General features: G+C 71.9%; 24 protein-coding genes. 12 read left to right on the top strand and 12 right to left on the bottom strand.

The annotated features are described in order from the left end of the window. Position 1: 1 nt before the first annotated feature. Genes OGL88_RS10375 through OGL88_RS10395 form a run of 5 tightly spaced genes read right to left on the bottom strand, consistent with a single transcriptional unit; the run spans position 2 to position 5,399 of the window. Positions 2-1,648: an N-acyl-D-amino-acid deacylase family protein gene (locus OGL88_RS10375; RefSeq protein ID WP_263091300.1), complete on the bottom strand. Its 1,647-nt coding sequence runs from the start codon at positions 1,646-1,648 to the stop codon at positions 2-4. Further along, positions 1,645-2,304 (bottom strand): bifunctional 4-hydroxy-2-oxoglutarate aldolase/2-dehydro-3-deoxy-phosphogluconate aldolase, encoded by a 660-nt coding sequence (locus OGL88_RS10380; RefSeq protein WP_263091301.1) that lies wholly within the window; start codon positions 2,302-2,304, stop codon positions 1,645-1,647. Before OGL88_RS10380 ends, OGL88_RS10375 begins: the two co-directional genes overlap by 4 nt. Before the next feature lie 55 nt (positions 2,305-2,359). Then, a complete protein-coding gene (locus tag OGL88_RS10385; RefSeq protein ID WP_263091302.1) occupies positions 2,360-3,337 on the bottom strand; it encodes a sugar kinase in 978 nt (325 codons plus the stop codon). After that, complete coding sequence (locus tag OGL88_RS10390) at positions 3,334-4,179, bottom strand: IclR family transcriptional regulator (protein ID WP_240347750.1); 846 nt, start codon at positions 4,177-4,179, stop codon at positions 3,334-3,336. The genes OGL88_RS10385 and OGL88_RS10390 overlap by 4 nt, the downstream gene beginning before the upstream one ends. Beyond that, complete coding sequence (locus tag OGL88_RS10395) at positions 4,179-5,399, bottom strand: alanine racemase (protein ID WP_263091303.1); 1,221 nt, start codon at positions 5,397-5,399, stop codon at positions 4,179-4,181. Before OGL88_RS10395 ends, OGL88_RS10390 begins: the two co-directional genes overlap by 1 nt. Positions 5,400-5,558: 159 nt before the next feature. On the opposite strand from OGL88_RS10395, the gene OGL88_RS10400 reads away from it, so the two are divergent. Both OGL88_RS10400 and OGL88_RS10405 read left to right on the top strand, forming a co-directional pair. Then, on the top strand, positions 5,559-6,968 hold the full coding sequence (locus OGL88_RS10400) for an MFS transporter (RefSeq protein WP_263091304.1): 1,410 nt from the start codon (positions 5,559-5,561) through the stop codon (positions 6,966-6,968). A 163-nt stretch (positions 6,969-7,131) separates the two neighbouring features. Beyond that, a complete protein-coding gene (locus OGL88_RS10405; RefSeq protein ID WP_111084345.1) occupies positions 7,132-7,908 on the top strand; it encodes an endonuclease/exonuclease/phosphatase family protein in 777 nt (258 codons plus the stop codon). A 475-nt stretch (positions 7,909-8,383) separates the two neighbouring features. Here the strand turns inward: OGL88_RS10405 and OGL88_RS10410 are convergent, their stop codons facing one another. The 3 genes from OGL88_RS10410 to OGL88_RS10420 are packed head-to-tail and all read right to left on the bottom strand — an operon-like array spanning position 8,384 to position 11,081. Further along, a complete protein-coding gene (locus OGL88_RS10410; RefSeq protein WP_111084480.1) occupies positions 8,384-9,001 on the bottom strand; it encodes a methionine ABC transporter permease in 618 nt (205 codons plus the stop codon). 50 nt (positions 9,002-9,051) lie between these two features. Then, positions 9,052-10,128, bottom strand: coding sequence for a methionine ABC transporter ATP-binding protein (locus tag OGL88_RS10415; protein ID WP_263091305.1), 1,077 nt, complete (start codon positions 10,126-10,128; stop codon positions 9,052-9,054). Beyond that, positions 10,128-11,081: a MetQ/NlpA family ABC transporter substrate-binding protein gene (locus OGL88_RS10420; protein WP_263091306.1), complete on the bottom strand. Its 954-nt coding sequence runs from the start codon at positions 11,079-11,081 to the stop codon at positions 10,128-10,130. The genes OGL88_RS10415 and OGL88_RS10420 overlap by 1 nt, the downstream gene beginning before the upstream one ends. 147 nt (positions 11,082-11,228) lie before the next feature. Between OGL88_RS10420 and OGL88_RS10425 the strand changes: the two genes are divergently transcribed. Beyond that, entirely contained in the window at positions 11,229-11,723 is a 495-nt protein-coding gene (locus OGL88_RS10425; protein WP_263091307.1) for a 2'-5' RNA ligase family protein, read from the top strand. Between the two features lie 157 nt (positions 11,724-11,880). Here OGL88_RS10425 and OGL88_RS18160 read toward each other — a convergent pair whose 3' ends face one another. Next, positions 11,881-14,652, bottom strand: a complete 2,772-nt coding sequence (locus OGL88_RS18160; RefSeq protein ID WP_263091308.1) for a DHA2 family efflux MFS transporter permease subunit — start codon at positions 14,650-14,652, stop codon at positions 11,881-11,883. Positions 14,653-14,784: 132 nt separating this feature from the next. Beyond that, complete coding sequence (locus OGL88_RS10435) at positions 14,785-15,066, bottom strand: acylphosphatase (protein ID WP_240347370.1); 282 nt, start codon at positions 15,064-15,066, stop codon at positions 14,785-14,787. Positions 15,067-15,232: 166 nt separating this feature from the next. Between OGL88_RS10435 and OGL88_RS10440 the strand changes: the two genes are divergently transcribed. From OGL88_RS10440 to OGL88_RS10470, 7 genes are all read left to right on the top strand, one after another. Next, complete coding sequence (locus OGL88_RS10440) at positions 15,233-15,931, top strand: NUDIX hydrolase (RefSeq protein WP_111084339.1); 699 nt, start codon at positions 15,233-15,235, stop codon at positions 15,929-15,931. Between the two features lie 8 nt (positions 15,932-15,939). Then, a complete protein-coding gene (nadA, locus tag OGL88_RS10445; RefSeq protein ID WP_263091309.1) occupies positions 15,940-17,211 on the top strand; it encodes a quinolinate synthase NadA in 1,272 nt (423 codons plus the stop codon). Between the two features lie 12 nt (positions 17,212-17,223). Then, complete coding sequence (gene nadB / locus OGL88_RS10450; RefSeq protein ID WP_263091310.1) at positions 17,224-18,855, top strand: L-aspartate oxidase; 1,632 nt, start codon at positions 17,224-17,226, stop codon at positions 18,853-18,855. Next, complete coding sequence (gene nadC / locus OGL88_RS10455) at positions 18,852-19,730, top strand: carboxylating nicotinate-nucleotide diphosphorylase (protein ID WP_263091311.1); 879 nt, start codon at positions 18,852-18,854, stop codon at positions 19,728-19,730. The genes nadB and nadC overlap by 4 nt, the downstream gene beginning before the upstream one ends. Before the next feature lie 2 nt (positions 19,731-19,732). Then, the gene (locus OGL88_RS10460; RefSeq protein ID WP_263091312.1) at positions 19,733-20,878 is read left to right on the top strand and encodes a cysteine desulfurase family protein; all 1,146 of its coding nucleotides are present in this window, start codon (positions 19,733-19,735) and stop codon (positions 20,876-20,878) included. A 92-nt stretch (positions 20,879-20,970) separates the two neighbouring features. After that, positions 20,971-21,234, top strand: a complete 264-nt coding sequence (locus tag OGL88_RS10465) for a hypothetical protein (protein ID WP_222658202.1) — start codon at positions 20,971-20,973, stop codon at positions 21,232-21,234. Positions 21,235-21,458: 224 nt separating this feature from the next. Beyond that, positions 21,459-21,749, top strand: coding sequence for a hypothetical protein (locus tag OGL88_RS10470; protein WP_263091313.1), 291 nt, complete (start codon positions 21,459-21,461; stop codon positions 21,747-21,749). Here the strand turns inward: OGL88_RS10470 and OGL88_RS10475 are convergent. Continuing rightward, complete coding sequence (locus OGL88_RS10475; protein ID WP_263091314.1) at positions 21,709-22,281, bottom strand: MSMEG_6728 family protein; 573 nt, start codon at positions 22,279-22,281, stop codon at positions 21,709-21,711. The genes OGL88_RS10470 and OGL88_RS10475 overlap by 41 nt on opposite strands. Positions 22,282-22,369: 88 nt before the next feature. On the opposite strand from OGL88_RS10475, the gene OGL88_RS10480 reads away from it, so the two are divergent. Continuing rightward, positions 22,370-22,966 (top strand): NAD(P)H-dependent oxidoreductase, encoded by a 597-nt coding sequence (locus tag OGL88_RS10480; RefSeq protein ID WP_263091315.1) that lies wholly within the window; start codon positions 22,370-22,372, stop codon positions 22,964-22,966. A gap of 139 nt (positions 22,967-23,105) precedes the next feature. On the opposite strand, the gene aroQ is transcribed toward OGL88_RS10480, so the two are convergent. Continuing rightward, positions 23,106-23,549, bottom strand: coding sequence for a type II 3-dehydroquinate dehydratase (gene aroQ / locus OGL88_RS10485; RefSeq protein WP_123313893.1), 444 nt, complete (start codon positions 23,547-23,549; stop codon positions 23,106-23,108). Positions 23,550-23,691: 142 nt separating this feature from the next. Between aroQ and OGL88_RS10490 the strand changes: the two genes are divergently transcribed. Beyond that, positions 23,692-25,362, top strand: a complete 1,671-nt coding sequence (locus OGL88_RS10490; RefSeq protein WP_222658200.1) for a sodium:solute symporter family protein — start codon at positions 23,692-23,694, stop codon at positions 25,360-25,362. The last annotated feature ends 10 nt before the right edge of the window (positions 25,363-25,372 follow it).

Consider the following 25,372-nt stretch of genomic DNA (forward strand, 5'->3'; position numbering starts at 1 on the left):
GTCACCGACCCCCGGTGCCGGCTGCTCCCTGCTCGTGGTCGATCCGACCCGGGTGGCGACGCAGCCCGGCGCCGGGGGTCGCGTGCGTCAGGGCGCCGTCCGTCAGCACGGGGACACCGGCGACGAGGACGTCGTCGATGCCCTCGGCCAGGCGCATCGGTTCGTCGTAGGACGACCGCGCCGCGACCCGATCGGGATCCACGACCACGAGGTCGGCGACCGCCCCGACGGCGACCGCGCCACGTCGACCGAGGCCGAGTCGTTCGACCGCAGTGGTGGACAGGTGCCGCGAGGCCTCGAGCCACGACAGGAGCCCTGTGCGGGCGAAGTCCTGCAGGTAGCGGGCGAACGTGCCGTACGCCCGCGGGTGCGGGTGTGTGCCGACGAAGATCCCGTCGGACCCGGCCGTGTGCCCGGGCAGCCGGAAGAGCGGTGCCAGGTCGTCGGCGGTCCGGGGACGGGGCACGCGCATCACGGCGGTGACCTGCAGTGCCGAGTCGACCAGGACGTCGAGGGCCAGGTCCACCGGGTCCGTCCCGGTCGCCTCGGCGGCGTCGGCGAGGGTGCGGCCCTGCAGCGCGTGGAACTCGGCGGCGGGTACGTGTGACAGCGTGATCTGCTCCGCCCAGCCGGTGCCGAGGTCGGCGCGGGACAGCACGCGGTCGAGCACGGCCGCCCGGACCGCAGCGCGACCCTCGTCGTCGGCGATGGCGTGGGCGAGGTCCTCGGTGCCGGGGCGGGCGAGGGCCGCGGGCAGGAGCAGCATCGACAGGATCGTGCAGCCACGCGAGTACGGGTAGGCGTCGAACGACATCGGGGCGCCTTCGGCCTCGAGCTCGGCGAGTGCGGTCACCGCGAGGTCGACGGGCGCGTGCAGGTGGGAGACGTGCGCGCGGACGCCCGACGCGCGGACGATGTCGGCGATCTCGTCGAGGCCGGCACGGGCGTTCCCCTCGTACCCGCCGCGCATGTGCGACACGTAGAGGCCGTCGACGGCAGCGACCTCGGTGCAGAGTGCCGCGAGTTCCGCGGTGCCGGCGAACAGACCGGGGACGTAGTCGAGCCCCGTCGCCAGACCGACCGCACCGTCCGCGAGGCCGGTGCGCACCAGCCCTCGCATCGTGGCCAGCTGCGTGCTGTCCGCCGGTCCAGGATCGTCGCCCATGACCTGGTGACGGACCGTGCCGGCGGGTACGAGCGTCGCGACGTTGATCGGGGTCGTGCCGTCGTAGGTCGTCAGCAGGCCGTCGACCCCGCCACCGCGGTACGTCGGGTGCGGACCGTCGATGGCGGCGAAGTACGTGTCGGCGTACGACCCGTCGCCCGGAGCCGGTCCGACGCCGTCCTGTCCGGTCACGATCGTCGTCACGCCCTGGCGCAGGAGCGCGAGCTGCACGCCCTCGTCGAACACGAGCGATCCGGCGTGCGAGTGCGCGTCCACGAAGCCCGGCAGCACCAGGCGTCCGTCGCAGTCGATCACGTGCGCGTCGGCAGGGGCGCCCAGATCGGCACCGACGGCGCGGATGACGGCGTCGGTGACGAGGACGTCGGCGCGCACCGGGGACCCGTCCGCACCGAGGACCGACCCGCCGCGCAGCAGGACGACGCCGACGGCGGACTGCTCGCCGGTGGGCTGCTGCCCGGTCATCGGTCGAGTGCCGCGACGAGGCGGCCGGCCCGCCCCCGCAGGGCGTCGAGGTCGCCCGAGGTCAGCGCGTCACCGACGAGCGGGGACCCGAGTCCGACGGCGACCGCACCGGCGGCCAGGTAGTCCGGGGCGTCGTCGACGCCGATGCCACCGGTCGGGATGACGTCGACGAAGTCGAGCGGTGCCAGGACCTGCTGCAGGAACGCGGGGCCGCCGAGCTGCGCAGCCGGGAACACCTTCACCGCACGGGCGCCGAGCCGCCACGCGCGGACGATCTCGGTCGGGGTCGCGGCACCGGGGTACCAGCCGAGGCCACGCTCGTGCGCGCGCTCGCCGAGCTCGGCGTCGAGGTGGGGACTGACGGCGAACGAGGCTCCGGCAGCGGCGGCCTCGTCGAGCTGTCGGACGTCGAGCACCGTGCCGACACCGATGGAGGCCGCGGAACCGTACCGCTCGACCGCCCACGCGATGCCCTCGCGCCAGCGCGGGGTGTTCGTGGTGATCTCGATCGCCGTCACGCCGGAGTCGACCAGGGTGGCGATGACGTCCTCGACGTGGTCGCCGGTGCCGCCGCGGAGGATCGCGATCGCCGGTCCGGCCTGGTGACGGTGCCGTGCGGCGGCGTGCTCTTCGGTGCTCGTGGTGTCGTTCGTCATGGTGCGCTTCCTCGAGTGGTGGTGTTCGGCGGGCACAGTGTCGGCGGACACGGCGTCAGCGGTCGACGTGGTCGTGCACGGTGTGGTCGGTGTCCGACGGGTGCGGGGCGTGGTGCAACGCGGCTGGGTCCGGACGGCGCCAGTCGCTCTCGACGGTGCAGGCGAGTGCGCCGGCGTCGGCGGCCCGGTCGAGGGCCTCGGCGGCGTCCGCTCCACCCAGGCTCGCTGCGAGCCAGCCCGCGACGAACGCGTCACCGGCACCGACCGGGTCGACGACGCGCACCGGGGTCGCGGGCCGACGGACGAACACGCCGTCGATCGACGCCACGGCACCGCGGGAGCCGAGCTTCACGACCGCGCGGCCCCGTGCCAGTGCGGCGAGTTCGTGCGCGAGTGACTCCTCGTCGTCGTCCTGGTCGTCGCGGCCGAGCACGAGCCGGGCCTCGTCGTCGCCGGCGAACACCACGGCGGCCCGTGCTGCGACGGCCCGGTACCGGTCGCGTGCAGCGTCGGCGCCGATGAGCTTCGGCCGGTGGTTGACGTCGAACGACACCGGCACACCGGCGGCGGACGCCCGGTCGAGCGCTGCGGTCACGGTGTCGTGTGCGGACTCGGAGAGCGCGAGGGTGATCCCGGTGACGTGCACGAGCGCAGCGGTCTCGACGACGCCGCCGGGCAGGTCCGTCGCGGCCAACGCCGAGCCGGCCGAACCACGGCGGTGGTAGGTCACCCGGGTACGGCCGTCGAGCAGCCGCTCCTTCATCATGATGCCGGTGGATCGCTCGGCGTCGGGGACCGCGAGCACGTCGACGCCCTCACCACCGATGTCGGCGGCGACCCGGTCGCCGGCGGGGTCCGTGCCGACCCGACCGATCCACGTGGCCGGCACCCCGGCGCGGACGAGGCCGATCGCGACGTTGCTCTCGGCGCCGCCGGTGTCCACCCGCATGTGCTCCAGGTCCGGCACCGCGCCGACGTCGCGCCCGGTCAGGAGCAGCATCGTCTCGCCGAACGTCAGCACCGAGCCGGTCACCGGGCACCCCGCGCGAGGGCGAGCTGCGCCGACGAGGACCCGAGCGCGACGGAGATCTCGTGGGCGGTCCGCACGACGCCGTCGCCGAGTTCGCGGACCGCTGCTGCGGGGAACCGCGAGGCCAGCCCGGAAATGCTCATCGCGCCGACCACCTGGTTCGCGTGGTCGAACACCGGGGCGGCGACGCACCGGATGTCCGGCTCGTTCTCGCGGTCGTCGATGCCGTAGCCCCGTCCGTGCGTGCGGTCGACCTCGTGCCGCCAGCGGTCGTCGTCCGTGATGGTGTGCTCCGTCATGACCTGGGCCGGCTCGGCGAGCACGCGGTCGAGCAGCTCCGGTTCACCGAACGCGACGATCGCCTTGCCGGAGGCCGTGTTCCGCATCGGCAGGCGGTTCCCGATCCGGGAGCCCATGCGGACGGTGCCGCGGGTCTCGACCTTGTCGACGTAGACGATGTCCGTGCCGTCCGGCACGACGAGGTGGCACGTCAGCCCGGTCTGCTCCGCCGTCCGACGCAGGAACGGCGCGGCGGCGGAGCGCAGGTCGATCCCCTCGAGGTAGCTCTGCCCGAGCAGCAGCGCGCCGAGGCCGAGCGTGAACCCGGCGTCCGGGGTGCGGCGCAGCAGGTCGTTCTCGAGCATCGGGGCCGTCAGGCGGAGCACCGTCGACTTCGAGGCGCCGAGCTCGGTGGCCAGCACGGACAGGCTGACGGACACCGCGCCGCTGCGGGTCCGGTCGGCGATGCAGTCGAGCAGGCGGAGCCCACGACGCAGGGACAGTGCGGCGTTCCGGGCAGGACCGTCGCCGTCCGTCGGCACCGGGGCCGCGGTGGTCGCGCGCATCAGAACCACGTCGCGATCGTCCGGAGCACGGTGTCGTCGTCGGCCAGGACGTGCACCTGCCGCCACTTGTCGAACACCGTGCAGGGGTGCGAGATGCCGAACACGACGACGTCACCGGGCGTCAGCTCGGGGGCACCGTCCGCCAGCGCGAGGTAGCAGTGCTGGTCGTCGAGGCGGGTGACGGTGACCGCCCCGGGCGGCGGGACGACCTGTGTGGCGCCCGCCGGGCCTCCTGGCAGGGCCGGCCGCACCGACCGCACCACCGGCAGCCCTTCGTCGAAGGAGATGTCGCGCTTGCCCACGGCGACGAACGCGAGCCCGGGCTCCGGGCAGGACGTCACGCGTCCCCAGACCTCGATCGCGGCGACGAGCGAGCCCTCGGCCGGGTGGCGGCCGAACGGCGTGCGCTCGGCGTAGAAGCCGTCGTCGTGGGTCAGGTACGCACCCGACCGCAGCAGCACGTCGAGGTCGTCGGTGCGGTGCGCCACCGCGTCGACGACGGCGTCGAACCAGGCGCTGCCACCCATGCTGAGGAGCCCGCGACCGTCGACGAGCCCGCGGACGTCCTCGGCGACGTCGAGCACGCCGGCGACGTACTCGCGGGCAGCGTCGACGCCGGGCAGCCCGCCCTCGTACCCGGAGACACCGCGGAGCACGAGCCCGGCGTCGTGGGCGAGCAGCGCGAGGGCACGAGCGTCGTCGGGGGAGCGGACCCCGGTGCGCCCGCCCGGGAACCCGAGCTCGACCAGGACGTGCAGCTCGCCGGCGACGGTGCTCTGCGCGGCGACGGCGGCGGTGACGCCCGCTGCGGAGTCGACGTAGCAGAGGACGTCGGCGTCCGGGTCGACCGTGCGCCGCGACCCGAGCCAGGCGAGGCCGGCGGGGTCGAGGACCTCGTTCGCGACCAGGATCCGGTGCACCCCGTGCTCCCACGCGACCATCGCCTGCTGCACGGACGCGACCGTGACGCCCCACGCTCCGGCGTCGATCTGCCGCGCGGCGAGGTCGGGCGCCATGTGCGTCTTCATGTGCGGCGCGAACAGCAGCCCGTGGCGGTCGACGTAGGCCTGCATGACGGCGGTGTTGTTCGCCAGGGCGGACTCCCGCACGGTCATCACGGGCAGGTGGGCGTGGTCGAAGACGTGGTGCGGAGTCCCCGCTGCCGGGTCCCAGGCGCCCTTCGTGGTCACGGTCCCGGTCGTCGTGTCGGCGTCGGTCATCGGTGAGCCTCCTGTCGTCGCGCAGCCTCCACGCTCGCGCTCGGCGGACCCGCGGGGCAACGCACTGGTGCGCATCATTCTGCAATGCACAACACGATCGGGGAACCTCCCGACACCATCCCCGCGCGACCCGGCACCGGGCATAGCCTTTGACGCGACATGGCGACGACGATGACGACACCCAGACGGCGGACGGGCAGCACGGCGGTCGCCGTGCTCGTGGCGGGGACCTTCTTCATGGAGCTCCTCGACGGCACGATCCTGGCGACCGCGGCGCCCGCGATGGGGCGTGACCTCGGCGTCGACTCGGCCGCCGTGGGCGTCGCGATCACCGCGTACCTGGTCACCCTGGCGGTCTTCATCCCCGTCTCGGGCTGGCTCACCGACCGGATCGGGTCCCGCACCGTCTTCGCGGGTGCGATCGCGCTCTTCACGATCGCGTCGGCACTCTGCGCGATGTCGACCGGCCTCGTCGACCTGACGCTCTGGCGCATCCTGCAGGGGCTCGGCGGTGCGCTCATGGTGCCCGTCGGCCGCCTCGTGGTGCTCCGGAGCGCCGGGCGCGAGCAGCTCGTCACGGCCATCGCGATCCTCACCTGGCCCGCCCTGGCCGCGCCGATCATCGCCCCGTTCATCGGCGGCGTGCTCGTCGACACCTTGACGTGGCACTGGATCTTCCTGATCAACATCCCGCTCGGCGTCATCGCGTTCGTCGCCGCGCTCGTGCTCGTCCCGCAGGAGCGCGCCGCGCAACGCGTGCCGTTCGACTGGTTCGGATCGCTGCTCGCGTGCTTCGGCCTCGGGTCGCTCGTCGTGATGGCGTCCCTGCTCGCACTCGACGTCATCCCGGTCCTGGCCGTCGTGGTGTCCGGTGTCGTCGGGGCCGTCTGCTGCTGGTTCGCGATCCGGCACTTCCGCCGGGCACCGCACCCGATCATGGGGCTCGAGGCGTTCCGCCTCGAGACGTTCCGGGTGTCGCACGCCGGCGGCAGCCTGTTCCGCCTGGCGGTCTCCGCGGTGCCGTTCGTGCTCCCGCTGCTGTTCCAGGACGCCTGGGGCTGGAGCGCCGTGCTCGCCGGGTCCGCCGTGCTGTGGGTCTTCGTCGGCAACCTCGGCATCAAGCCGATGACGACGCCGTTCCTGCGCTGGTTCGGCTACCGCCCGGTGATCATCGTGTCGAGTGCGATCGCTGCGCTGACCGTCGTCGCGATGGCGTTCATGACCGAGGACGCCCCGTTCTGGCTGCTCGCGGTGCTGCTCGTCGTCAGCGGCGCCGCCCGCTCCGTCGGCTTCACGGCGTACAACACCATCGCCTTCGCCGACGTCGAGCAGGCCGACATGACCCCGGCGAACACGCTCTCGTCGACGCTGCAGCAGACCGCCGCCGGGTTCGGCGTCGCCGTCGCAGCGGTGGTGATCCGCGCGGCCGGCGGGCTCGGTGGCGACGGTCCGTACACCGTCGCGTTCTGGGTGATCGCGGCGCTGCTCGCCGTCGCGTGCGTCGAGGGCATCCTGATGAGCCGCACAGCGGGGGACACCGTCCGGCCCGCCCGCCGGGTCCGCGTCTGACCCGCGCGGTTCCGCGCAGCCCAGCGCCCGGCTCGCGGCTGTCCGTTTCCGTCACGGTCACACGCGCGAAACCCGACAGGCGTTACAGTCTCAGCATCCGTTTGCGAACGCCGAGTACGGTTGCCGCGGCAGGGTGACCGGACCACCCGGACAGGAAGGCAGCATGGCCGCGCCAGAACAGCAGAGCACGATCGCCACCGACGCAGGCGTGCCGCCCACTGCCCTCCGGGTCGTCAGCTACAACCTCCGGGAGCACACCGCGAACGGGGAACTCGCCGCCCTGGCCGAGGCCTCCGACGCCGACGTCCTCTGCGTGCAGGAGTGCGACAGCAACGACCTCGCGCCGTCGATCGGTGGGCTCTCGCTCGCCGCGTCGACCCGCACGAACCGCCTCGGACTCGCCATCTACAAGCGCGACGACCGCTTCGAGGTGCAGGACTTCAGCATCCACTCGCTGCAGAAGTCCCTGCACGACCGGGTCCTCGCACCCGCGCACGAACGGCTCATCGCGATGCACCTGCGCGACACCGAGGCCGATGCCGAGGTCGTCGTCGCCTCGTTCCACGCCTCACCGCTGACCGCGACGAACTCCCTCCGCCGCAAGCAGATCGAGGCGGCGCACCAGTTCCTCCGCGAGCTCGCGAAGGACGTCCCCGCGGTCATGGTCGGCGACTTCAACTACCCCTGGTTCCAGACGAACCTACGTCGCAAGATCGAGCAGGGCGGGTTCGCACTGTCGCTGTCCGACCAGCCGACGTACCTGCGCTACCGCAAGTTCACGGGCCACTTCGACTTCGCGACGAGCGTCGGGCTGCACATCGCCGGTGTCGAGACCCTACCGGCGGGCATCTCCGACCACCGTCCGATCCTGGTGCGCGCGCACTACGAGCACCCCGGAGCGACCGGCACGATCGAGACCGTGGAGTCCCCGGCCGCCTGACCCGCGCAGCCTGACCCGCGCAGCCTGACCCGCGCAGCCTGACCCGCGCAGCCTGCGCCCGCCGCGCCCTCCCCGCTGCCCCGAGGTTCCGAAATCCCGGCATCTCGGCGCTCGCAGCGGGCGTTCGTGGAACCTCGGCGGATCGCGTCCGGCGAGTCGTGGAACCTCGGCGACCGGAACCGAGCACGAAAGGCATCGAGCGGCGCCGAAGCTCCGCCTGCCACGCCCGCAGCCGCCGAGGCTCCGAGATCTCGGAACCTCGGGAGCCCCAGCATGCGTGCGTGGAACCTCGGCGGACGTGAGCGGCGCGTCGCGGACGCCCCGTGACCGCTCGGCGGACGACGCCGGGCGCGCCCGCAACGCGGCAACGCACTGGAGGCCCGGTGCCGGTTCCAGGAACCGGCACCGGGCCTCCAGGCAGTCACGACCACGGCACGTGCCGAGGTCGCAGCACACCGCGGACGGCGCGCCCGCGTCAGCGTCGCAGGGTCGCGCGCGCCAGCCGGTTGCCGACGAACTGGCCGAGCTGCACGATGACGACGATCGCCGCCACCGACACGTAGACGATCCACCAGTCGTACCGCTGCGATCCGTAGGTGATCGCGTACTCGCCGAGTCCACCGCCACCGATCAACGCACCCTGCGCCGTCATGTCGACGATGCCGATGTAGATGAACGTGTAGCCGAGGATGAGCGGCCCGAGGCCCTCGGGGATCAGGACGGTCAGCAGGATCGAGATCGGGTGCGCACCCGATGCTCGCGCCGCCTCGACGACGCCGGGGTCGACCGCGAGCAGGTTCTGCTCGACGATGCGCGACACCGCGAAGGCCGCTGCCAGCGAGATCGCGAAGGTGACCGCGGGCACGCCGATCGTGGTCTGCACCACGACGCGCGACAGCGGGGCGATCGCGGCGAGGAAGATCACGAACGGGATCGGCCGGACCAGGTTCACGACGACGTTGATGATCGTGTACGCGGTGCGGTTGCCGAGCAGGTTGCCGGGCCGGGTCGCGTAGAGCAGCAGCCCGAGGGCGAGCCCGATGACGCCGGCGATGACGAGCGACACGAGCGACATCACGATGGTGTCGCGCATGGCTGCGAGGAAGACGTCGAACGTGTCGATCACGCTCTGGAACGAGTTGTTCACGCTGCTGCCTCCTCGTCGGTCGTGACGCCGTCGGCGCGCAGTGCGGCGACGGCGCGGTCGATGGCGTCCGGCGCACCGGAACCAGAACCAGAACCAGAACCAGCACCATCGCCGGCCGTCAGCTCGTAGGTGAGCGAACCGATCCGCCGCTCGCGGATCTCGCCGACCCCGCCGTAGACGAGCTCGGCGGTGACCCCGGCGGACCGGAACACGGCGTCGATCCGGTTCTGCAGCCCGGCCTCGTCGGTGATCTGCACGGTCACCAGGCGACCGGGGTGACGCTCGCGCAGGCGAGCGAGCGTGTCGACCGAGGGGCGGTCGTGCAGCGCGGTGCGGACGAACCGCTGCGCAGCACCCGTCTTCGGCGCGGAGAACACGTCGTAGACGTCCCCGACCTCGACGACGCGACCCTGCTCCATCACGGCGACGCGGTCGGCGATCTGGCGGACGGCGTCCATCTCGTGCGTGATGACGATGATCGTGACGCCGAGTTCCTTGTTCACCCGGCGGAGCAGCCCGAGCACCTCGGACGTGGTCTCCGGGTCGAGGGCGCTCGTGGCCTCGTCGGCGAGCAGCAGGTCGGGCGACGCCGCGAGGGCCCGCGCGATGCCGACGCGCTGCTTCTGACCGCCGGACAGCTGCTCCGGGTATGCGTGGGCGCGTTCGAGGAGCCCGACGAAGTCGAGCAGCTCGGCCACGCGGCGGTCCCGCTCGTCCTTCGGCACACCGGCGACCTTGAGCGGGTACGCGACGTTGCCGGCGATGGTGCGGGACCGGAACAGGTTGAACTGCTGGAAGATCATCCCGATGTTGCGACGCGCCAGACGGCGATCCCGCTCGGGGATCGCCGTCAGTTCCTTGCCCGCCACGGTGACCGTCCCGGAGCTGGGGAGCTCGAGGGCGTTCACCAGACGGACCAGGGTGGACTTGCCGGCACCGGAGTACCCGATGACGCCGAGGACCTCTCCCTGGTGCACGTCCAGGGAGACGTCCTCGACGGCCACCACGGTCTCGCCGGTGTCGGCGCGGCGGTAGTGCTTCGAGACGCCGCGGAGTTCGACGAGGACCGGCACTACTCCGCTGCCGCCTTCGCGTCGGACTCGACCGTCGCGAGCTCCTTCTGCAGCGAGGCGGCGCTCTCGTCGCTCGGGACGGCGTCCGGGTAGTCCTTCGCGAAGACCTTCTGCACGGCGTCGTCCTGGAACAGCTTCGCCAGGTCGAGGTACGTCTTGTTGGTCTTGTCGGCGTCGCGGACGGCGAAGACGTTCACGTACGGGGCGGCGGAGGCGCTCTTCGGGTCGTCCTGGAAGATCGCGTCCTTGGTGTCGAGCCCGGCCGAGGTGGCGTAGTTCACGTTGACGATCGCGCCCTCGACGGAGCCCTGCTGCAGGGCGTTCGCGGTCTGCGAGGCGTCGAGCGTCTGCACGTCGACCTTGTGCGAGGTGATGTCGGCCGTGGTCGAGAAGGCGTTGCCGCCGCCCTTGAGCTCGAGCAGGTCGGCGGCCTGCAGGACCAGGAGCGCACGGGCCTCGTTGATGGCGTCGTTCGGGATGGCGACCTTCGCGCCGTCCTCGAAGTCCTTGACGTCGGAAACCTTCGTCGAGTAGAGCGGCAGCGGGTAGACGGCCGTCGCGCCGATCGGCTGCAGGTCGTCGTCCGAGGTGACGTTGTAGTTCGCCAGGTACTGGATGTGCTGGAACTGGTTGATGTCGATCTGCTTGTCCTTGAGCGCAGGGTTCGGCAGCGAGTAGTCCGAGAAGTTCTGGAGCTTGACGGTGACGTTGAGCTGCTCCTTGGCGGCCTTCACGTAGGTGTTCCAGTAGGGCAGCGACTTGTCCGAGACGCCGATGGTGACGGTCTTCGGGGCCGCGTCACCGGCGGCAGCGCCACCGCTGTCGCCACCGGAGCGCACGACTCCGACGATGACGGCGACGACGATCGCCACGACGACGATGACGGCGGCGATGATCCAGCCGATCGGGCGCTTGCCCTTCGGCTTCTCGGGCAGTGCGGGGGCTGCGGACATGCTGGTGCTCCTCGTGGGCCGTGCTGTGCGGGGGAGCCGCGTCGGGTACGCGGCGTGGAGTCGAGTGTGACGGGCGCGGGTCCCCGGTGCGAGTTCGGTTCCGCCGTGTTACATCGCCGTCACGGGGTGCGTTGGTTCACTCGGTACGTGCGCAGCATCGAACTCGTCCTCGACGGCCCCTCCGACGCGGCGGTCCGGGCGCTCTGGCAGGCCCTCGTCGCCGCGGAGCTGCCGAGCCTCGGCCACTCGGGCACGAACGACCCGCACGTCACCCTGGTGGCCGGCGAGGCCGTTCCCGTGCCGCCGGACCTCGACGTCGCGGTGCCCGAGACCCTGCGCGTCGCCGGTGTCCTGCTGTTCCCCGCGGGCCCTGGTCGGCACGTGCTCGGCCTCGGCGTGGTCGTCGACGAGCCACTCGCCCGCTTCCACCGCGCGGTCGACGCCGCCGCTCCCGGCTCGCTCGACTCGTCGCTGCCGGGTCGTTGGGCACCGCACGTCACCCTCGCTCGGCGGATCCGCGAAGTCGACCTGCCGGCGGCGCTCCGGGTCCTCGCTGCGGACGCGCCCCTGCCCGAGGTGCTCACCGTGGGCGGTCTCCGGCACTGGGACGGGGATGTGAAGGTGGTCACCCGACTGCGCTGACGCGCGCTGCGGACCGGCACCGGGCCTCCCGGTCGCGACGCACCTGCGGAACCAGGTTCCGGACACGGAACTGCGCGATCGCGTGGTGCTGTGTCCGGAACCTGGTTCCGGGGCAACGGGGCAACGGGGCAACGGGGCGTCGGACGGGAGGCCCGGGTCAGGCCCGCAGCACCCGCTCGCCGAACGCGGATGCGAACGTCCGGTCCGGGTCGGCTCGTGCGATCAGCGCACGGACGTCCGCCACCCGCGGGTACAGCTCCGCGATCGCGTCGCCGTCGAGCGAGCTCATCTTGCCCCAGTGCGGTCGCCCGTCGAACGGTGCGAGCCGCGCCTCGAGGTCGGGCAGCAGTGCAGCGACCGCCTCCGGGTGCTTCTGCCAGGTGAACGCGATGCAGAGCACGTCCTCGCCCTGGGTCGGGCTCAGCCAGAGGTCGTCGGCCGCCATCGTCCGGAGCTCGCACACGTGCAGGTGCGGCTGGATGCGGTCGGCCAACCCGCGCAGGGCCTCGAGCGCCGCCGCCGCGTGCCGGAGCGGGACGAAGTGCTCGCTCTGCACCTCGGACCCGTGGCTCGGCACGGACTCGATGGGGAAGTGCGGCAGCCGGTCCCACCACGGCCCCACCGAGCCGTCGCGCGCCGTGTGGTGGCCGTCGCCGGGGGAACCCGGCAGTCGGGGTGCGCCGAACAGGTCGTCCGGCACGGCGACGTCGTCGGCGCCGTCGGGCACACGGGACTTCACGAGCGCCTCGCTGATCTCGTCGCCGAACACCGTGTAGGCGCACACCGAGTACCCGGCTGCGTGGACCGCGGCGACGTGGTCGGTGAACGTGCTCCACGGGAACGGCCCGTACGAGTCCTGTCGCATCCGGTAGGTGGGTTCGAGGTCGAGCGTGACCCGGGTCACGATGCCGAACAGCCCGAGGTGCAGGGCGGTGCCGGGGAACGCCGGGTCGGTGCGGTCGACGGTCCGGAGCGTACCGTCGGGGCCGAGCAGTTCGAGGGACCGGACCGCGGTGGTCAGCGAGCCGAGGGTGGTGCCGGAGCCGTGGGTGCCGGTGGCGACCGCGCCGCCGACGGAGATGTGCGGGAGCGAGCCGAGGTTGTGCAGCGCGAACCCGGCGCGCTCGATGTCGGGAGCGACGACTCCGTAGCGGGTGCCGGCTCCGAGGGTCGCCGTCCGCTGGTCGGGGTCGACGACCAGGTCGGTGGGGATCGCGGTCAGGTCGAGCAGGACCCCCGGGGCGTCGGCGGCGTCGTTGAACGAGTGCCGGGTGCCGAGCCCGTGCACCCGGGGGGACCGCGCGACGACCTCGGCTGCTTCGTCGATCGAGCCCGGTCGGAGCACCTGCTCGGCCGTGTAGGTGACCGTGCCGGACCAGTTCAGTTCGCTCGCCGTCGACCGCATGCCGCCCACGATGCCACGTGGACCCGTGGGCGGCACCGCGGTCAGTGCGCGGGCGGGGGGCGTCGGCGCGCCCTCGGGCACCGCCGGACGGGTGACGAAGACCGATGCCAGGATGCCGAACAGCGAGATCACCGCGCCGACCAGGAACGCGGTCTTCACGCCGGAGGCAGTCGCTGCGGCCACGGCGTCCGCACCCGCGCCGGTCGCTGCCGTGGCGGCGCCGATCGTGAGCAGGGTGACGAACAGGGCGGTGCCGGCGGCTCCGGCGAGCTGCTGCGCCGTGCCGAGCACCGCGCTGCCGTGCGAGTAGAGCTTCGGGGGCAGGCCACCGAGTGCCGCCGTGAACAGCGGGGTGAAGGTGAGCGCCAGGCCGATGCTCAGGACGACGTGCGCGCCGAGGACGAACCACACGCTGGTGTCCACGCCGACCGTGGAGAGCGCCCAGAGCACCGCGCTGACGATGATCGAGCCGGGGATGAGCAGCACGCGCGGTCCGCGACGGTCGTAGATGCGTCCGACGATGGGGGAGAGGAGCCCCATGAGCAGCCCGCCGGGGAGCAGCAGCAGTCCGACGTTCAGGACCTCGAGCCCGAGGACGCGCTCCAGGTAGATCGGCAGCAGGATGAGCGTGCCGAACATCGCCATGAAGCTCAGCGCCATCGCGACGATCGGGACGGTGAAGCCGCGGGTCTGGAAGGTGCGCAGGTCGAGCAGGGCGCTGTCGGTGCGCTGCAGGCGGGTCTGTCGGAGGATGAACACCGCCAGGGCGACGGCACCGACGACGAGCGCGGTGACCGGGACGAAGAGGCCGGTGGTGCCGGCCTCGCCGATGCTGGACAGGCCGTAGACGATCCCACCGAACGCGAACGCGGACAGGATCACCGAGAACACGTCGAGCGGTGCCCTGCGGGGCGTCGAGACGTTGCGGACCTTGACCATGCCGAGGATGAGCGCGGCGATCGCGATCGGCAGGACGAAGCCGAACAGCCAGCGCCACGAGAACGCGTTGAGGATGAGCCCGGAGATCGTCGGGCCGATGGCCGGTGCGACCGAGATGACGATCGAGATGTTGCCCATGATGCGGCCACGGTGGGCCGGGTCGACGAGGGTGAGCACCGTCGTCATCAGGAGCGGCATCATGATCGCGGTGCCGCTCGCCTGGACGATGCGGCCGACGAGCAGCAGCGTGAACCCGGGTGCGAGCAGGGCGATCAGGGTGCCGGCCGAGAACAAGCCCATCGCCCAGACGAAGACGGGGCGGGTGTTGAACCGCTGCAGCAGGAACCCGGTGATCGGGATGACGACCGCCATGGTGAGCAGGAAGCCCGTGGTCAGCCACTGCCCGGTCGCCGCACTGATGTCGAGGTCGTCCATCAGCCGCGGCAGCGCCACGCCCATGATCGTCTCGTTGAGGATGACGACGAACGCGGACACGAGCAGCAGCCCGATCACGAGACGGGTCTCGGCAGCGGTCGGTTTCGAGACGCTTCCCGTGCGGGGGGCGGAATCGACGGCCTGGGTCATGCGGGAGCTCCTGGTGGATCACGACTGGTGGAACGAGGTGGCGCAGGACGCGCAGACAGGGCAACCGCCTGAGTGGATTCGATTATTCCGCTCCGCACCGACATCCGCACGGGAACGGTCGGTGCGACCGGGTCAGTGCAGGATCGCGAACCCGTCGGCGTCGCCGTGCGGTACGACCGGCCGGAGCGCGACGTCCGTCACGGTGGCCGACGGCGGCCCGCTCCGCAGGCACTCCATCAACGTCTCGACCGCGACCGACGGTCCCTCGGCCTCGACCTCGACGGTGCCGTCCCAGAGGTTCCTGGCGTACCCGACGAGGTCGAGCCCGTCGGCCTTCCGCGCCGTCCAGTACCGGAAGCCGACCCCCTGGACGGTCCCCGACACCACGGCATGCATCCTCGTCACCGTCGTCATGGTGCTCACCGTATCCACGCGGGGCCTCCCGGAGTTTTCGGCCTCGTGACGATCTGTTTCCGGTTCGTGACGACCCGGAGTCCCGCACGGGCGCAACACACCGCGCAGCGGTGATAGTGTCATCGCAACCCGAACACTTCGAGTCACACTGACATTAAGGTCCACCATGGACGAAGCAGGCATCCGCGTCGCGGTCTCGACGGTGATCGTCGCGCTGCGCCCGCACCCCGACACCGGGGCGCCGGCGCTGTGGATGCCGCTGGTGCGCCGGGTGGCCGAACCGTTCGAGGGGTCGTGGGCACTGCCCGGCGGCTGGGTCGGCGTCGACGAGGGACTCGAGGACTCCGCCGCAGCCCGCCTGCGCGAGACGACGAACGTGCAGCCCCGCTACCTCGAACAGCTCTACGCGTTCGGCGACGTCGGCCGCTCACCGAGCCGGGTGGTGTCGATCGTGTACTGGGCGCTCGTGCACCCGGACGAGGCGAACGTCGTGCCGGACGACTGGAACGTCCGCTGGTTCCTCGCCGACGAGCACCCGCCGCTCGCCTTCGACCACGACCGGATCGTGGAGTACGCGCTCTGGCGGCTCCGCACCAAGATGTCGTACTCCCGCATCGCCCAGGCCTTCCTGGGGGACCGGTTCACCCTCGCCGAGCTGCGCGGGGTGTACGAGGCGGTGCTCGGGCGCGCGCTCGACCCCGCGAACTTCCGTCGGCAGGTCGAGAAGACCGACGCGATCCTGCCGACCGACGAGACCACGAGCGGGGGTCGGCACCGTCCGGCCCGGCTGTACCGCTCGAACCCCGACCTGGCCTACGCGGACAACGGCCCGCTGCAGCAGGGCACACGACCGCAGAACCGATAGGAACCACCGTGTCCATCGCGACGACCATCGACCTCATCTCGAACGGCAAGGCCGGCGGCAGCACCTGCACGCCCGACCTCGCCATGCCCACGTGGGACTTCGACTCCCGGCCCGGGTACGGCCCGGGCTCGTCGATGACCGACGTCATCCCGACGAGCGCACCGCGGCAGGGCGTGCTGCCGGAGGAGTACAAGACCGCGCCGACCGACGAGCTGCACGCGCGCATCGAGCGGGCGAAGGCCACGCTCGGCGACCGGGTCGTCGTCCTCGGGCACTTCTACCAGCGCGACGAGGTCGTCCGGCACGCGGACTTCCTCGGTGACTCGTTCCAGCTCGCCAACGCCGCGCTGACGAAGCCCGACGCCGAGGCCATCGTGTTCTGCGGTGTGCACTTCATGGCCGAGACCGCCGACATCCTGGCCCGCGACGACCAGCGCGTCATCCTGCCGAACCTGGCCGCGGGCTGCTCGATGGCGGACATGGCCGACATCGACAGCGTCGAGGCCGCCTGGGCCGAGCTCACCGCCGTCTACGGCACCGAGCCCGACGCCGATGGCCGGGCGCCCGTCATCCCCGTCACCTACATGAACTCCGCTGCCGACCTCAAGGCGTTCTGCGGGCGCAACGGCGGCATCGTCTGCACCAGTTCGAACGCCGCGACGGTGCTCGAGTGGGCGTTCGAGCGCGGGCAGCGCGTGCTGTTCTTCCCCGACCAGCACCTCGGTCGCAACACCGCCAAGGCCATGGGGATCAGCACCGACCTGATGCCGATGTGGAACCCCCGGAAGCCCCTGGGCGGCAACGAGGAGAGCGACCTCGAAGCGGCGAAGGTCATCCTCTGGCACGGCTTCTGCTCGGTGCACCGCCGCTTCACCGTCGACCAGATCGACCAGGCCCGACGCGAGCACCCCGGCGTCCAGGTCATCGTCCACCCGGAGTGCCCGATGGCCGTCGTCGACGCCGCCGACCACGCCGGCAGCACCGACCTGATCCGGAAGACCGTCGCCGCGGCCACCGAACCGACCACGTTCGCGATCGGCACCGAGATCAACATGGTGAACCGGCTCGCCGCCGAGTACCCGCAGCACACGATCTTCTGCCTCGACCCGGTCGTCTGCCCGTGCTCGACGATGTACCGGATCCACCCGGGCTACCTCGCCTGGGTGCTCGAGGCCCTGGTGCGCGGCGAGGTCCTCAACGAGATCGTGGTCCCCGCCGAGGTCCAGGCCGACGCCAAGGTCGCGCTCGAGCGCATGCTCGCGGCGAAGCCGCGGGACTGAGGCGGAGCCACCGTGCACGTCGTCATCGTCGGCTCCGGCATCGCCGGACTGACCGCAGCGATCCGTGCCAGCGCCGTCCACGACGTCACGCTGGTGACGAAGGGTGCGCTCGCCGACAGTGCCACCGCGTACGCCCAGGGCGGAGTCGCGGTGGCGCTCGGCGCCGACGACTCGCCGACACTGCACCAGGCCGACACCCACGTCGCGGCGGCCGGCAGCGCGGACGCGCGCGCCGTCGAGGTCCTCTGCAGCGACGGACCGGCCCGCGTCCGCGACCTGCTCGCCCTCGGTGTGCCGTTCGACCGCTCGACCGACCCGTCGGCCCTCGACCGGTACGGCGACGACCTGGCCCGCGGGCGCGAAGCCGCACACGGACGCTGGCGCGTGGTGCACGCCGACGGCGACGCCACCGGCGCGGCGATCGAGCGCACGCTCATCGACGCGCTGCACCGCCAGCACGTCACGATCCTCGAGCGCACCTGCCTCACCGACCTCGTCGTGCGCGACGGTGCCGTCGTCGGCGTCGACGTCCTCGACCTGCTCGGCGAACCCAGACGGATCGACGCCGACGCCGTCGTGATCGCCTCCGGGGGAGCGGGACACCTGTACCGCGAGACCACCAACCCGCTCGTGGCGACGGGGGACGGCGTGGCCGCCGCGTGGCGTGCCGGAGCGGTGGTCGCCGACCTGGAGTTCGTCCAGTTCCACCCGACCCGCCTCGCAGTACCGGACGGCGGGCTCGTCTCCGAGGCCGTCCGCGGCGAGGGAGCCGTCCTCCGCGACGCGCGCGGACGCCGTTTCATGACGGCTGTCCACCCGGACGCCGAGCTCGCTCCGCGCGACGTCGTCGCCCGCGGCATCGCCGCCGCCGTCCGCGACCAGGGCGGCGCACCCGTGCTCCTCGACGCCACCGGGCTCGGCGCGGACTTCCTGACCGGACGCTTCCCCGGACTCACCCGGGCCACCCGCGCGGCCGGTTTCGACTGGACCCGCCAGGGCGTGCCGGTCTCGCCGGCGGCCCACTACTCGATGGGCGGCATCGCCACCGACGCCGAGGGGCGCACCAGCCTCCCGGGGCTGCTGGCCATCGGCGAGGCCGCCTGCACCGGGGTCCACGGAGCGAACCGTCTGGCCTCGAACTCCCTGCTCGAGGGACTCGTCTTCGCGGTCCGCGCAGCGGACGCGGTCGCCGCACCCAGGCCCGGCCTGCTCCGCCTGCGGGGGAACGCAGACCTGCGCGTGACCAGCGTTCCCCGCACGGCGGACGTGATCCGCGTTTCCCGTCAGACCTGGCCAGGAGGCCCGGATCACCGCGACGGGTCCACCGACGTCCGCCAGGCGGTCCAGGCCGTCATGACCGACCGCGTCGGGCTGCTGCGTGACGCGACCGGACTGGCGAGCGCCCGGTGCGACCTCGACGCGCTCACCGCGTCCGCCACCGGCGGCGTGCGCGAGCACGAGGACCGCGCACTGCTCGACCTGGCACGGCTGGTCGCGCTCGCCGCCGAGACCCGCACCGAGTCCCGCGGCGCCCACGCCCGCACCGACCACCCCGACACCGATCCAGCAGCTCCGGCCTCGTACGCCTGGGTCGCCGAGACGGTCACTCGACACATCGCCGTCCCGCAGGAGGTTCCCGCATGACCATCGACCCCGGCACCATCCCGCCGCACGCCCTGCGCCGCGTCATCGAGACCGCGCTGGAAGAGGACGCGCCCTGGGGCGACGTCACCAGCGAGACGCTCATCCCGGCCGACGCGACCGCGACGGCGACGCTCGCGGCCCGTGAACCCGGGGTGCTGAGCGGCGGGACCGTCTTCGTGGCCGTCATGCACGCGGTCGACCCGTCGATCCGGGCGACCGTGCACGCCGACGAGGGGGCCGCGTTCACCGCCGGTGACACGCTCGCCACCGTGACGGGGTCGGCGCGTTCGGTGCTCCGCGCCGAGCGGGTGGCGCTGAACCTGGTGCAACGCATGTCGGGCATCGCCACCGCCACCGCGGCCCACGTCGCGGCCGCAGCGGGCACCTCGGCGCGCATCGTCGACACCCGGAAGACCACGCCCGGCCTCCGCGCCCTCGAGCGGTACGCCGTGCGCTGCGGTGGCGGCCACAACCACCGCACGTCGCTGTCCGACGCCGTGCTCGCCAAGGACAACCACCTGGCCGTGCTGCTCGCCGGTGGCATCGGCATCGGTGATGCGATCACCGCAGCACGGCAGCGGCTCGGGCACACCGTGCACGTCGAGGTCGAGGTGGACCGCATCGACCAGATCGAGCCCGTCGTCGCGGCGGGCGTCGACACGATCATGCTCGACAACTTCACGCCGGCCGAGCTCGCGACGGGTGTCGGCATCGTCGCGGGTCGCGCGCTCGTCGAGGCGTCGGGCGGGGTGTCCCTCGACACCGTCGCGGCCATCGCCGCGACCGGGGTCGACGTCATCTCGGTCGGGGCGCTCACGCACTCGGCCCGGGCGCTCGACCTCGGGCTCGACATCGCGGTGGCGGCCGGGGACTGACCGTGTTCTACCTGGACCGGGCGGCCACGACCCCCGTCCGCCGCGAGGTCCTCGAGGCGATGTGGCCGTACCTGACCGGGGTGTTCGGCAACCCGTCGTCGACGCACGGTGTCGGGGACGCGGCCGCGCGCGGGCTCGCGGCCGCGCGGGCCACGGTCGCCGGCGTGCTCGGCTGCCGACCGGCCGAGGTCGTCTTCACCACCGGTGGGACCGAGGGCGCGAACACCGCGATCAAGGGGATCGCGCTCGCCGCCCCACGCGGACGCCACGTCGTCACCAGTGCGATCGAGCACGAGGCCGTGCTCGAGAGCTGCGCGTACCTGGCACGCTTCCACGGCTTCGACGTCACGGTGCTGCCCGTCGCGTCGGACGGTCTGGTCGACCCGTCGGTGCTGCGCGCGGCGCTCCGGCCGGACACGACCCTCGTGTCGATCGCGCACGCCGACAACGAGATCGGCACCGTGCAGGACGTCCCGGCGCTCGCTGCCGAGGCCCACGCGGTCGGCGCGCGCTTCCACACCGACGCCGTGCAGTCCGCGCCGTGGCTGCCGGTCGGGCTCGACGTCCTGGGGGTCGACGCACTGTCGCTCTCCGGGCACAAGCTCGGGGCACCGAAGGGGACCGGCGTGCTCGCGGTCCGCTCGGGGGTGCCCGTCGAACCGCTGTTGCACGGCGGCGGACAGGAGCGGGGCCGACGCTCCGGCACCGAGGACGTCGCCGGGGCGGTGGCGGTCGCGACGGCGCTCGGGCTGGCGGCCGCCGGCGGCGCTGCTGCCTCCGCCGCTGCCGCCGCGACGACCGTCCGTGACGCCGTGCTCGACGGGGTGCTCGCCGCCGTCCCCGGCGCGTTCGTGACCGGGTCGCGCGAGCACCGACTGCCCGGGCACGCGTCGTTCTGCTTCCCCGGGGTCAACGGCGAGACCGTGCTGCTCGAGCTGGAGCAGCGCGACGTCGTGTCCTCGTCCGGCAGTGCCTGCGCCGCCGGCAGCACCGAGGCGTCGCACGTGCTCACCGCGCTCGGGATCCCGGACGAGGTCGCTCGGACCGCGCTGCGACTCACCTTCGACGGTTCCCTCGGCGTCGAGGACGTGCCGGTCGTCGTCGGCGCGGTCGCGGACGCCGTGGCGACGGTCCGCGCACTCGGCTGAGGGGTCGCCCCGGGGTGTACTAGACGTTCTACTCCATGAGTGGGGTCGTGTCCCCCCTTATGCGGACACGGAATCTGCGCCAGAGTGTCCACATGGCAAACGTGACGATGACCCGGACACGACAGGACGACCGCTTCCGAGCGGTGCAGCTCCTGCCCGCGCCGGCGACCCTCGTCGCGCTCGCCCTGGCCGCGCAGCACGACCTCGGCACCGCCCCCCTCGGGCTGATCGCCGCCGTCGGAGCCCTCGCGACGGTCGGGAGTGCCCTGCTCCCCATGATCCGACCCGCTGCCGCTCGATCGATGCCCGCACCGATCGAGACGGACCGGTACCGAGAGGACACCGAACACCCTTGAGGTCCGACACCGCCCGGCTCCTCCAGTGACCCGGACGGTGCCCCAGACCGGATGTCGATACCCCTGATCGACATCCGGAGCGGGGCGCGACGTTCCCCCTGTCGTCGCGTCCCGCCGCACACCGCGACCCGCCGTGGGCCGACGTCGACCCCCCTGAACGACGTCAGTTCCCCTGCAGCCCACGGCGGGCTCCCGGTGTCTCCCGCTCCCGCTACCGTCGGGGCATGCCCTCGTACCGCGTGACCCTGGCGATCGGCGCGCTCGCCGTCGGCACCACCCCCGACGCCGTCCTGCCCGCTGCGGCCCGGCTGGTCGCCGAGCACGCCGTGGTCGAGGCCCAGGACGTCCGCCTGCTGCGCGGTGTGCCGTGCGCGGTCGTCCGGTTCGAGTCCGAGGACGACGCCACGGCCGCGGTCGTGCGCGACGCGACCGTGCACGGCCTCCGCGACGTCGTCGAGATCCGGTCCGACGTCGTCACGCGCCGCGACGGTGCGCGGTGGGTCCCGGTGGCGTGACGCCCGCCGCGCTGCCCGGTGTGACCGGGCCGTCCGGTGTGCTCGGGCCGTCCGGTGCGCCCGTGCTGTCCGGTGTGCCCGGGCTGTCCGGTGTGCCCGGCCAGACGTAGTCCAGGTCGTCGGGTGCGTCCGGGAACAGCTCGCGGTAGTGCTCCGGTGCCTTCTGCACCAGCTTCGAGCGGTGCGACTCGTGCAGGGCCTCGTCGTCGTTCCACGGCGGGATCGGCACCTCGCCACGCTCGTACGCCGCCAGGTCCTCCGGCACCCGCCCGAGGTCCAGCAACGTCTTCTCCAGGCACGTGTCCACGTGCCCGCGCTCGAGCCAGACGCGGCACGTCGCTTCCTGGTACGCCATCAGTGCCGGACGGTACCCGCGCCACATCGCGGTGACCGGGTGGTGCTGCCAGCCGTACCCCGGCAGCGTGAGGGCCCGCATCACCTGCAGGGTCTCGACGCGCTGCTTGCCGAGACGTCGGTCGTCGAGGACCTCGGCAGAGGCCCGGAAGTCGGCGTACGGCAAGAACGTCTGCATGCCGCGGACGGTACCCGCGGGCTCTGGCACCCGACACATGTCGTCACACGCCGGCCGCCTCGGTGGCAGGCGTGTGAGCATCGACCGCATGAGTGGAGAACTGGTCGTCGGTGTCAGCGGTAGCCCATCGGACCCTTCGCGGACGTCCACCCTGGTCGCCGCCACGGTGGCTCGGCTCGGGCAGGAGATCGAGGGTGCCCGCACCGAGACCGTCGAGATCGGCCCGCTGCTGGCCGATCTCGGTGCCGCGTCGTCGCGCGAGGCGATGTCCGACCGCACCCGGGCGGCACTCGAGACCGTCGAGGCCGCGGACGTGCTCGTCGTCGGCAGCCCGGCGTTCCGGGCGGCGTACTCCGGCGCGTTCAAGCTGTTCTTCGACTGGATCGGGCAGTACGACCTCGTCGACACCCCGGTCCTGCTGACCGCCACGGGTGGCAGTGACCGCCACGCCCTGCTCGTCGAGCACCAGATGCGGCCGCTGTTCGGCTTCTTCCAGTCCACGACGCTGCCGATCGGGGTGTTCGGCAACGAGCGCGACTTCACGAAGCGCGAGGGCGGCTACGACATCGGCAACGTCGACCTCGAGCTCCGCATCGACCAGGCCGTGCGCCGGGCGATCCCGATCATCCGCGGCGGCTTCGCCACGGCGGGCCTGACCGACGTGCGGCGCCCCGCCGACTTCTGAGCCGGGGCGCTCGACCGCCAGGTTCCACGACTTGCCGTCCGCGTGACGCCGAGGTTCCACTCCGGGACGGCAGCGGCGCCGAGGTTCCGAGATCTCGGAACCTCGGCGGGTCGAGAACCGCCGGTGCCGTGCCGCGGCGTCAGGCGATCAGGGACGCGACGTGCGCGACCGCCAAGCGGTACCCGTCCGCACCCGCGCCGGCGATGACCGCGGTCGCGGCGGTGGCGACGTGGTCGACGTGGCGGAAGGGCTCACGCTTCCACGTGTTCGACAGGTGCACCTCGACGACCGGGACGGAGAGCGCCTCGACCGCGTCGTGCAGCGCGACCGAGGTGTGGGCGTATGCCGCGGGGTTGATCACCACGGCGGCGAAGTCGTCGAGCGCCTCGTGCAGCCACTCGACGAGCTCGCCCTCGCGGTTCGTCTGGCGGAAGTCGGCGTCCAGCTCGTGCACTGCCGCTTCGGTGTGCACGATCGCCTCGAGCTCGGCGAGCGTCACGGTGCCGTACTGCTCCGGGTCGCGCCGACCGAGGATGTCGAGGTTCGGTCCGTTGAGGACGAGGATGCGCGCCTGGTCGGTCATGGGGCGAGCCTAGCGATTGCGGACCGCGGGGCGCTGTCGGTAGACACATGCCCCGGCTATGTGAACGGTCACAATTCGGTGTAACGTCTCCGTCCGGGTCGGCGGAGTTGTCGACTGCAACACACTGACGTGGAGATGTTGAATGGTTCTCGCTGCAGCGAACGAAGGGATCCGGCTCGACTTGGGCTGGGTCGACTACCTGATGATCATCGTGTACTTCGCGGTCGTCATCGGGATCGGGTTCACCGCCCGCAAACAGGTCCGGACGAGCATGGACTTCTTCCTGTCCGGGCGCTCGATGCCGGCGTGGATCACGGGCCTGGCCTTCGTGTCCGCGAACCTCGGCGCCACCGAGATCCTCGGGATGGCCGCCAACGGTGCCCAGATCGGCATGGCGACCCTGCACTACTACCTGGTCGGCGCGGTGCCGGCCATGGTGTTCCTCGGCCTCGTGATGATGCCCTTCTACTACGGGTCGAAGGTCCGATCGGTGCCGGAGTTCATGCTCCGCCGCTTCGGCAAGGCCCCCCACCTGGTGAACTCGATCGCATTCGCCGTGTCGAACGTGCTCATCGCGGGGATCAACCTCTACGCCATGGCCATCGTCATCGAGGCGATGCTCGGCTGGCCGGAGTGGCTGGCCATCGTCGTGTCCGCCGGCTTCGTGCTCGTCTACATCACCCTCGGTGGGCTCTCCAGCGCGATCTACAACGAGGTCATGCAGTTCTTCGTGATCATCGCCGGGCTCATCCCGCTGACGATCGTCGGTCTGCACCGCGTCGGCGGCTGGGACGGCCTCAGTAAGGCGATCACCGAGACCCAGGGCGTGCAGCACCTGCAGGCCTGGGCCGGCACCGGCTTCGGCGACGTGACCAACCCGATCGGCGCCAACTGGCTCGCGATCGTCCTCGGCCTGGGCTTCGTGCTCGGCTTCGGCTACTGGACCACCAACTTCACCGAGGTGCAGCGCGCGTTCTCGGCGAAGAACATGTCCGCCGCTCGTCGCACCCCGCTCATCGCCGCGATCCCGAAGCTGTTCATCCCGGCCATCGTCGTGATCCCCGGTCTCATCGCCGCGGCGGTCGTCGGCAACCAGTTCGCCGACGGCTCGCTCACCTACAACGACGCGATCCCGAAGCTCATCCAGATGTACCTGCCGACCGGTGTGCTCGGCGTCGCGGTGACCGGCCTGCTCGCGTCGTTCATGGCCGGCATGGCGGCCAACGTCTCGTCGTTCAACACCGTCTTCACGTACGACATCTGGCAGCGCTACATCAAGCCGAACATGCCGGACGTCCACTACCTGAAGACCGGTCGCTGGGTCACCGTCGTCGGTGTCCTGGTCGGCATCGCGACCGCGTTCATCGCGGCCCAGGCGTCGAACATCATGACCTACATGCAGACGCTGTTCTCCTTCTTCAACGCGCCCCTGTTCGCCGTGTTCATCCTCGGGCTGCTCTGGAAGCGGATGACCACCGCCGGTGCGCTCTGGGGCTACGTCCTCGGCATCGTCACGCCGACGATCACGTGGATCGCGTACCTCGTGAACCCGGACCTGTTCGCCACCGCGACCGCGGAGACCCTGTACGGCGCCATCATCTCGTTCGTGACCGTCCTGGTCGTGGGGTTCATCGTCTCGATGTTCACCACGCCCAAGGACGAGAAGGAGCTCGGCGGGCTGGTGTACGGCATCGGCAAGATCGACCTGCACAGCGACTCGGTGGCGACCGACACCGCCTGGTACCGCTCGCCCGCCCTGCTCGGCACCGTCGCACTGATCCTGTGCGTCGTCCTGTACCTCCCGTTCCTCTAGGCCCGCGAAG

The sequence above is a fragment of the Curtobacterium sp. RIT-PI-V genome, from assembly GCF_025642935.1.
Lineage (GTDB): Bacteria > Actinomycetota > Actinomycetes > Actinomycetales > Microbacteriaceae > Curtobacterium.

Coding starts and splice junctions, on each gene's coding strand:
- aroQ (WP_123313893.1), bottom strand. CDS start 23,549: ATGACCGACCAGGCGCGCATCCTCGTCCTCAACGGACCGAACCTCGAC.
- OGL88_RS10395 (WP_263091303.1), bottom strand. CDS start 5,399: ATGACCGACGCCGACACGACGACCGGGACCGTGACCACGAAGGGCGCC.
- OGL88_RS10375 (WP_263091300.1), bottom strand. CDS start 1,648: ATGACCGGGCAGCAGCCCACCGGCGAGCAGTCCGCCGTCGGCGTCGTC.
- OGL88_RS10410 (WP_111084480.1), bottom strand. CDS start 9,001: ATGCGCGACACCATCGTGATGTCGCTCGTGTCGCTCGTCATCGCCGGC.
- OGL88_RS10400 (WP_263091304.1), top strand. CDS start 5,559: ATGGCGACGACGATGACGACACCCAGACGGCGGACGGGCAGCACGGCG.
- OGL88_RS10440 (WP_111084339.1), top strand. CDS start 15,233: ATGGACGAAGCAGGCATCCGCGTCGCGGTCTCGACGGTGATCGTCGCG.
- OGL88_RS18160 (WP_263091308.1), bottom strand. CDS start 14,652: ATGACCCAGGCCGTCGATTCCGCCCCCCGCACGGGAAGCGTCTCGAAA.
- OGL88_RS10480 (WP_263091315.1), top strand. CDS start 22,370: ATGAGTGGAGAACTGGTCGTCGGTGTCAGCGGTAGCCCATCGGACCCT.
- nadC (WP_263091311.1), top strand. CDS start 18,852: ATGACCATCGACCCCGGCACCATCCCGCCGCACGCCCTGCGCCGCGTC.
- OGL88_RS10490 (WP_222658200.1), top strand. CDS start 23,692: ATGGTTCTCGCTGCAGCGAACGAAGGGATCCGGCTCGACTTGGGCTGG.
- OGL88_RS10420 (WP_263091306.1), bottom strand. CDS start 11,081: ATGTCCGCAGCCCCCGCACTGCCCGAGAAGCCGAAGGGCAAGCGCCCG.
- OGL88_RS10390 (WP_240347750.1), bottom strand. CDS start 4,179: ATGCGCGCGACCACCGCGGCCCCGGTGCCGACGGACGGCGACGGTCCT.
- OGL88_RS10475 (WP_263091314.1), bottom strand. CDS start 22,281: ATGCAGACGTTCTTGCCGTACGCCGACTTCCGGGCCTCTGCCGAGGTC.
- OGL88_RS10465 (WP_222658202.1), top strand. CDS start 20,971: ATGGCAAACGTGACGATGACCCGGACACGACAGGACGACCGCTTCCGA.
- OGL88_RS10380 (WP_263091301.1), bottom strand. CDS start 2,304: ATGACGAACGACACCACGAGCACCGAAGAGCACGCCGCCGCACGGCAC.
- OGL88_RS10435 (WP_240347370.1), bottom strand. CDS start 15,066: ATGACGACGGTGACGAGGATGCATGCCGTGGTGTCGGGGACCGTCCAG.
- OGL88_RS10405 (WP_111084345.1), top strand. CDS start 7,132: ATGGCCGCGCCAGAACAGCAGAGCACGATCGCCACCGACGCAGGCGTG.
- OGL88_RS10470 (WP_263091313.1), top strand. CDS start 21,459: ATGCCCTCGTACCGCGTGACCCTGGCGATCGGCGCGCTCGCCGTCGGC.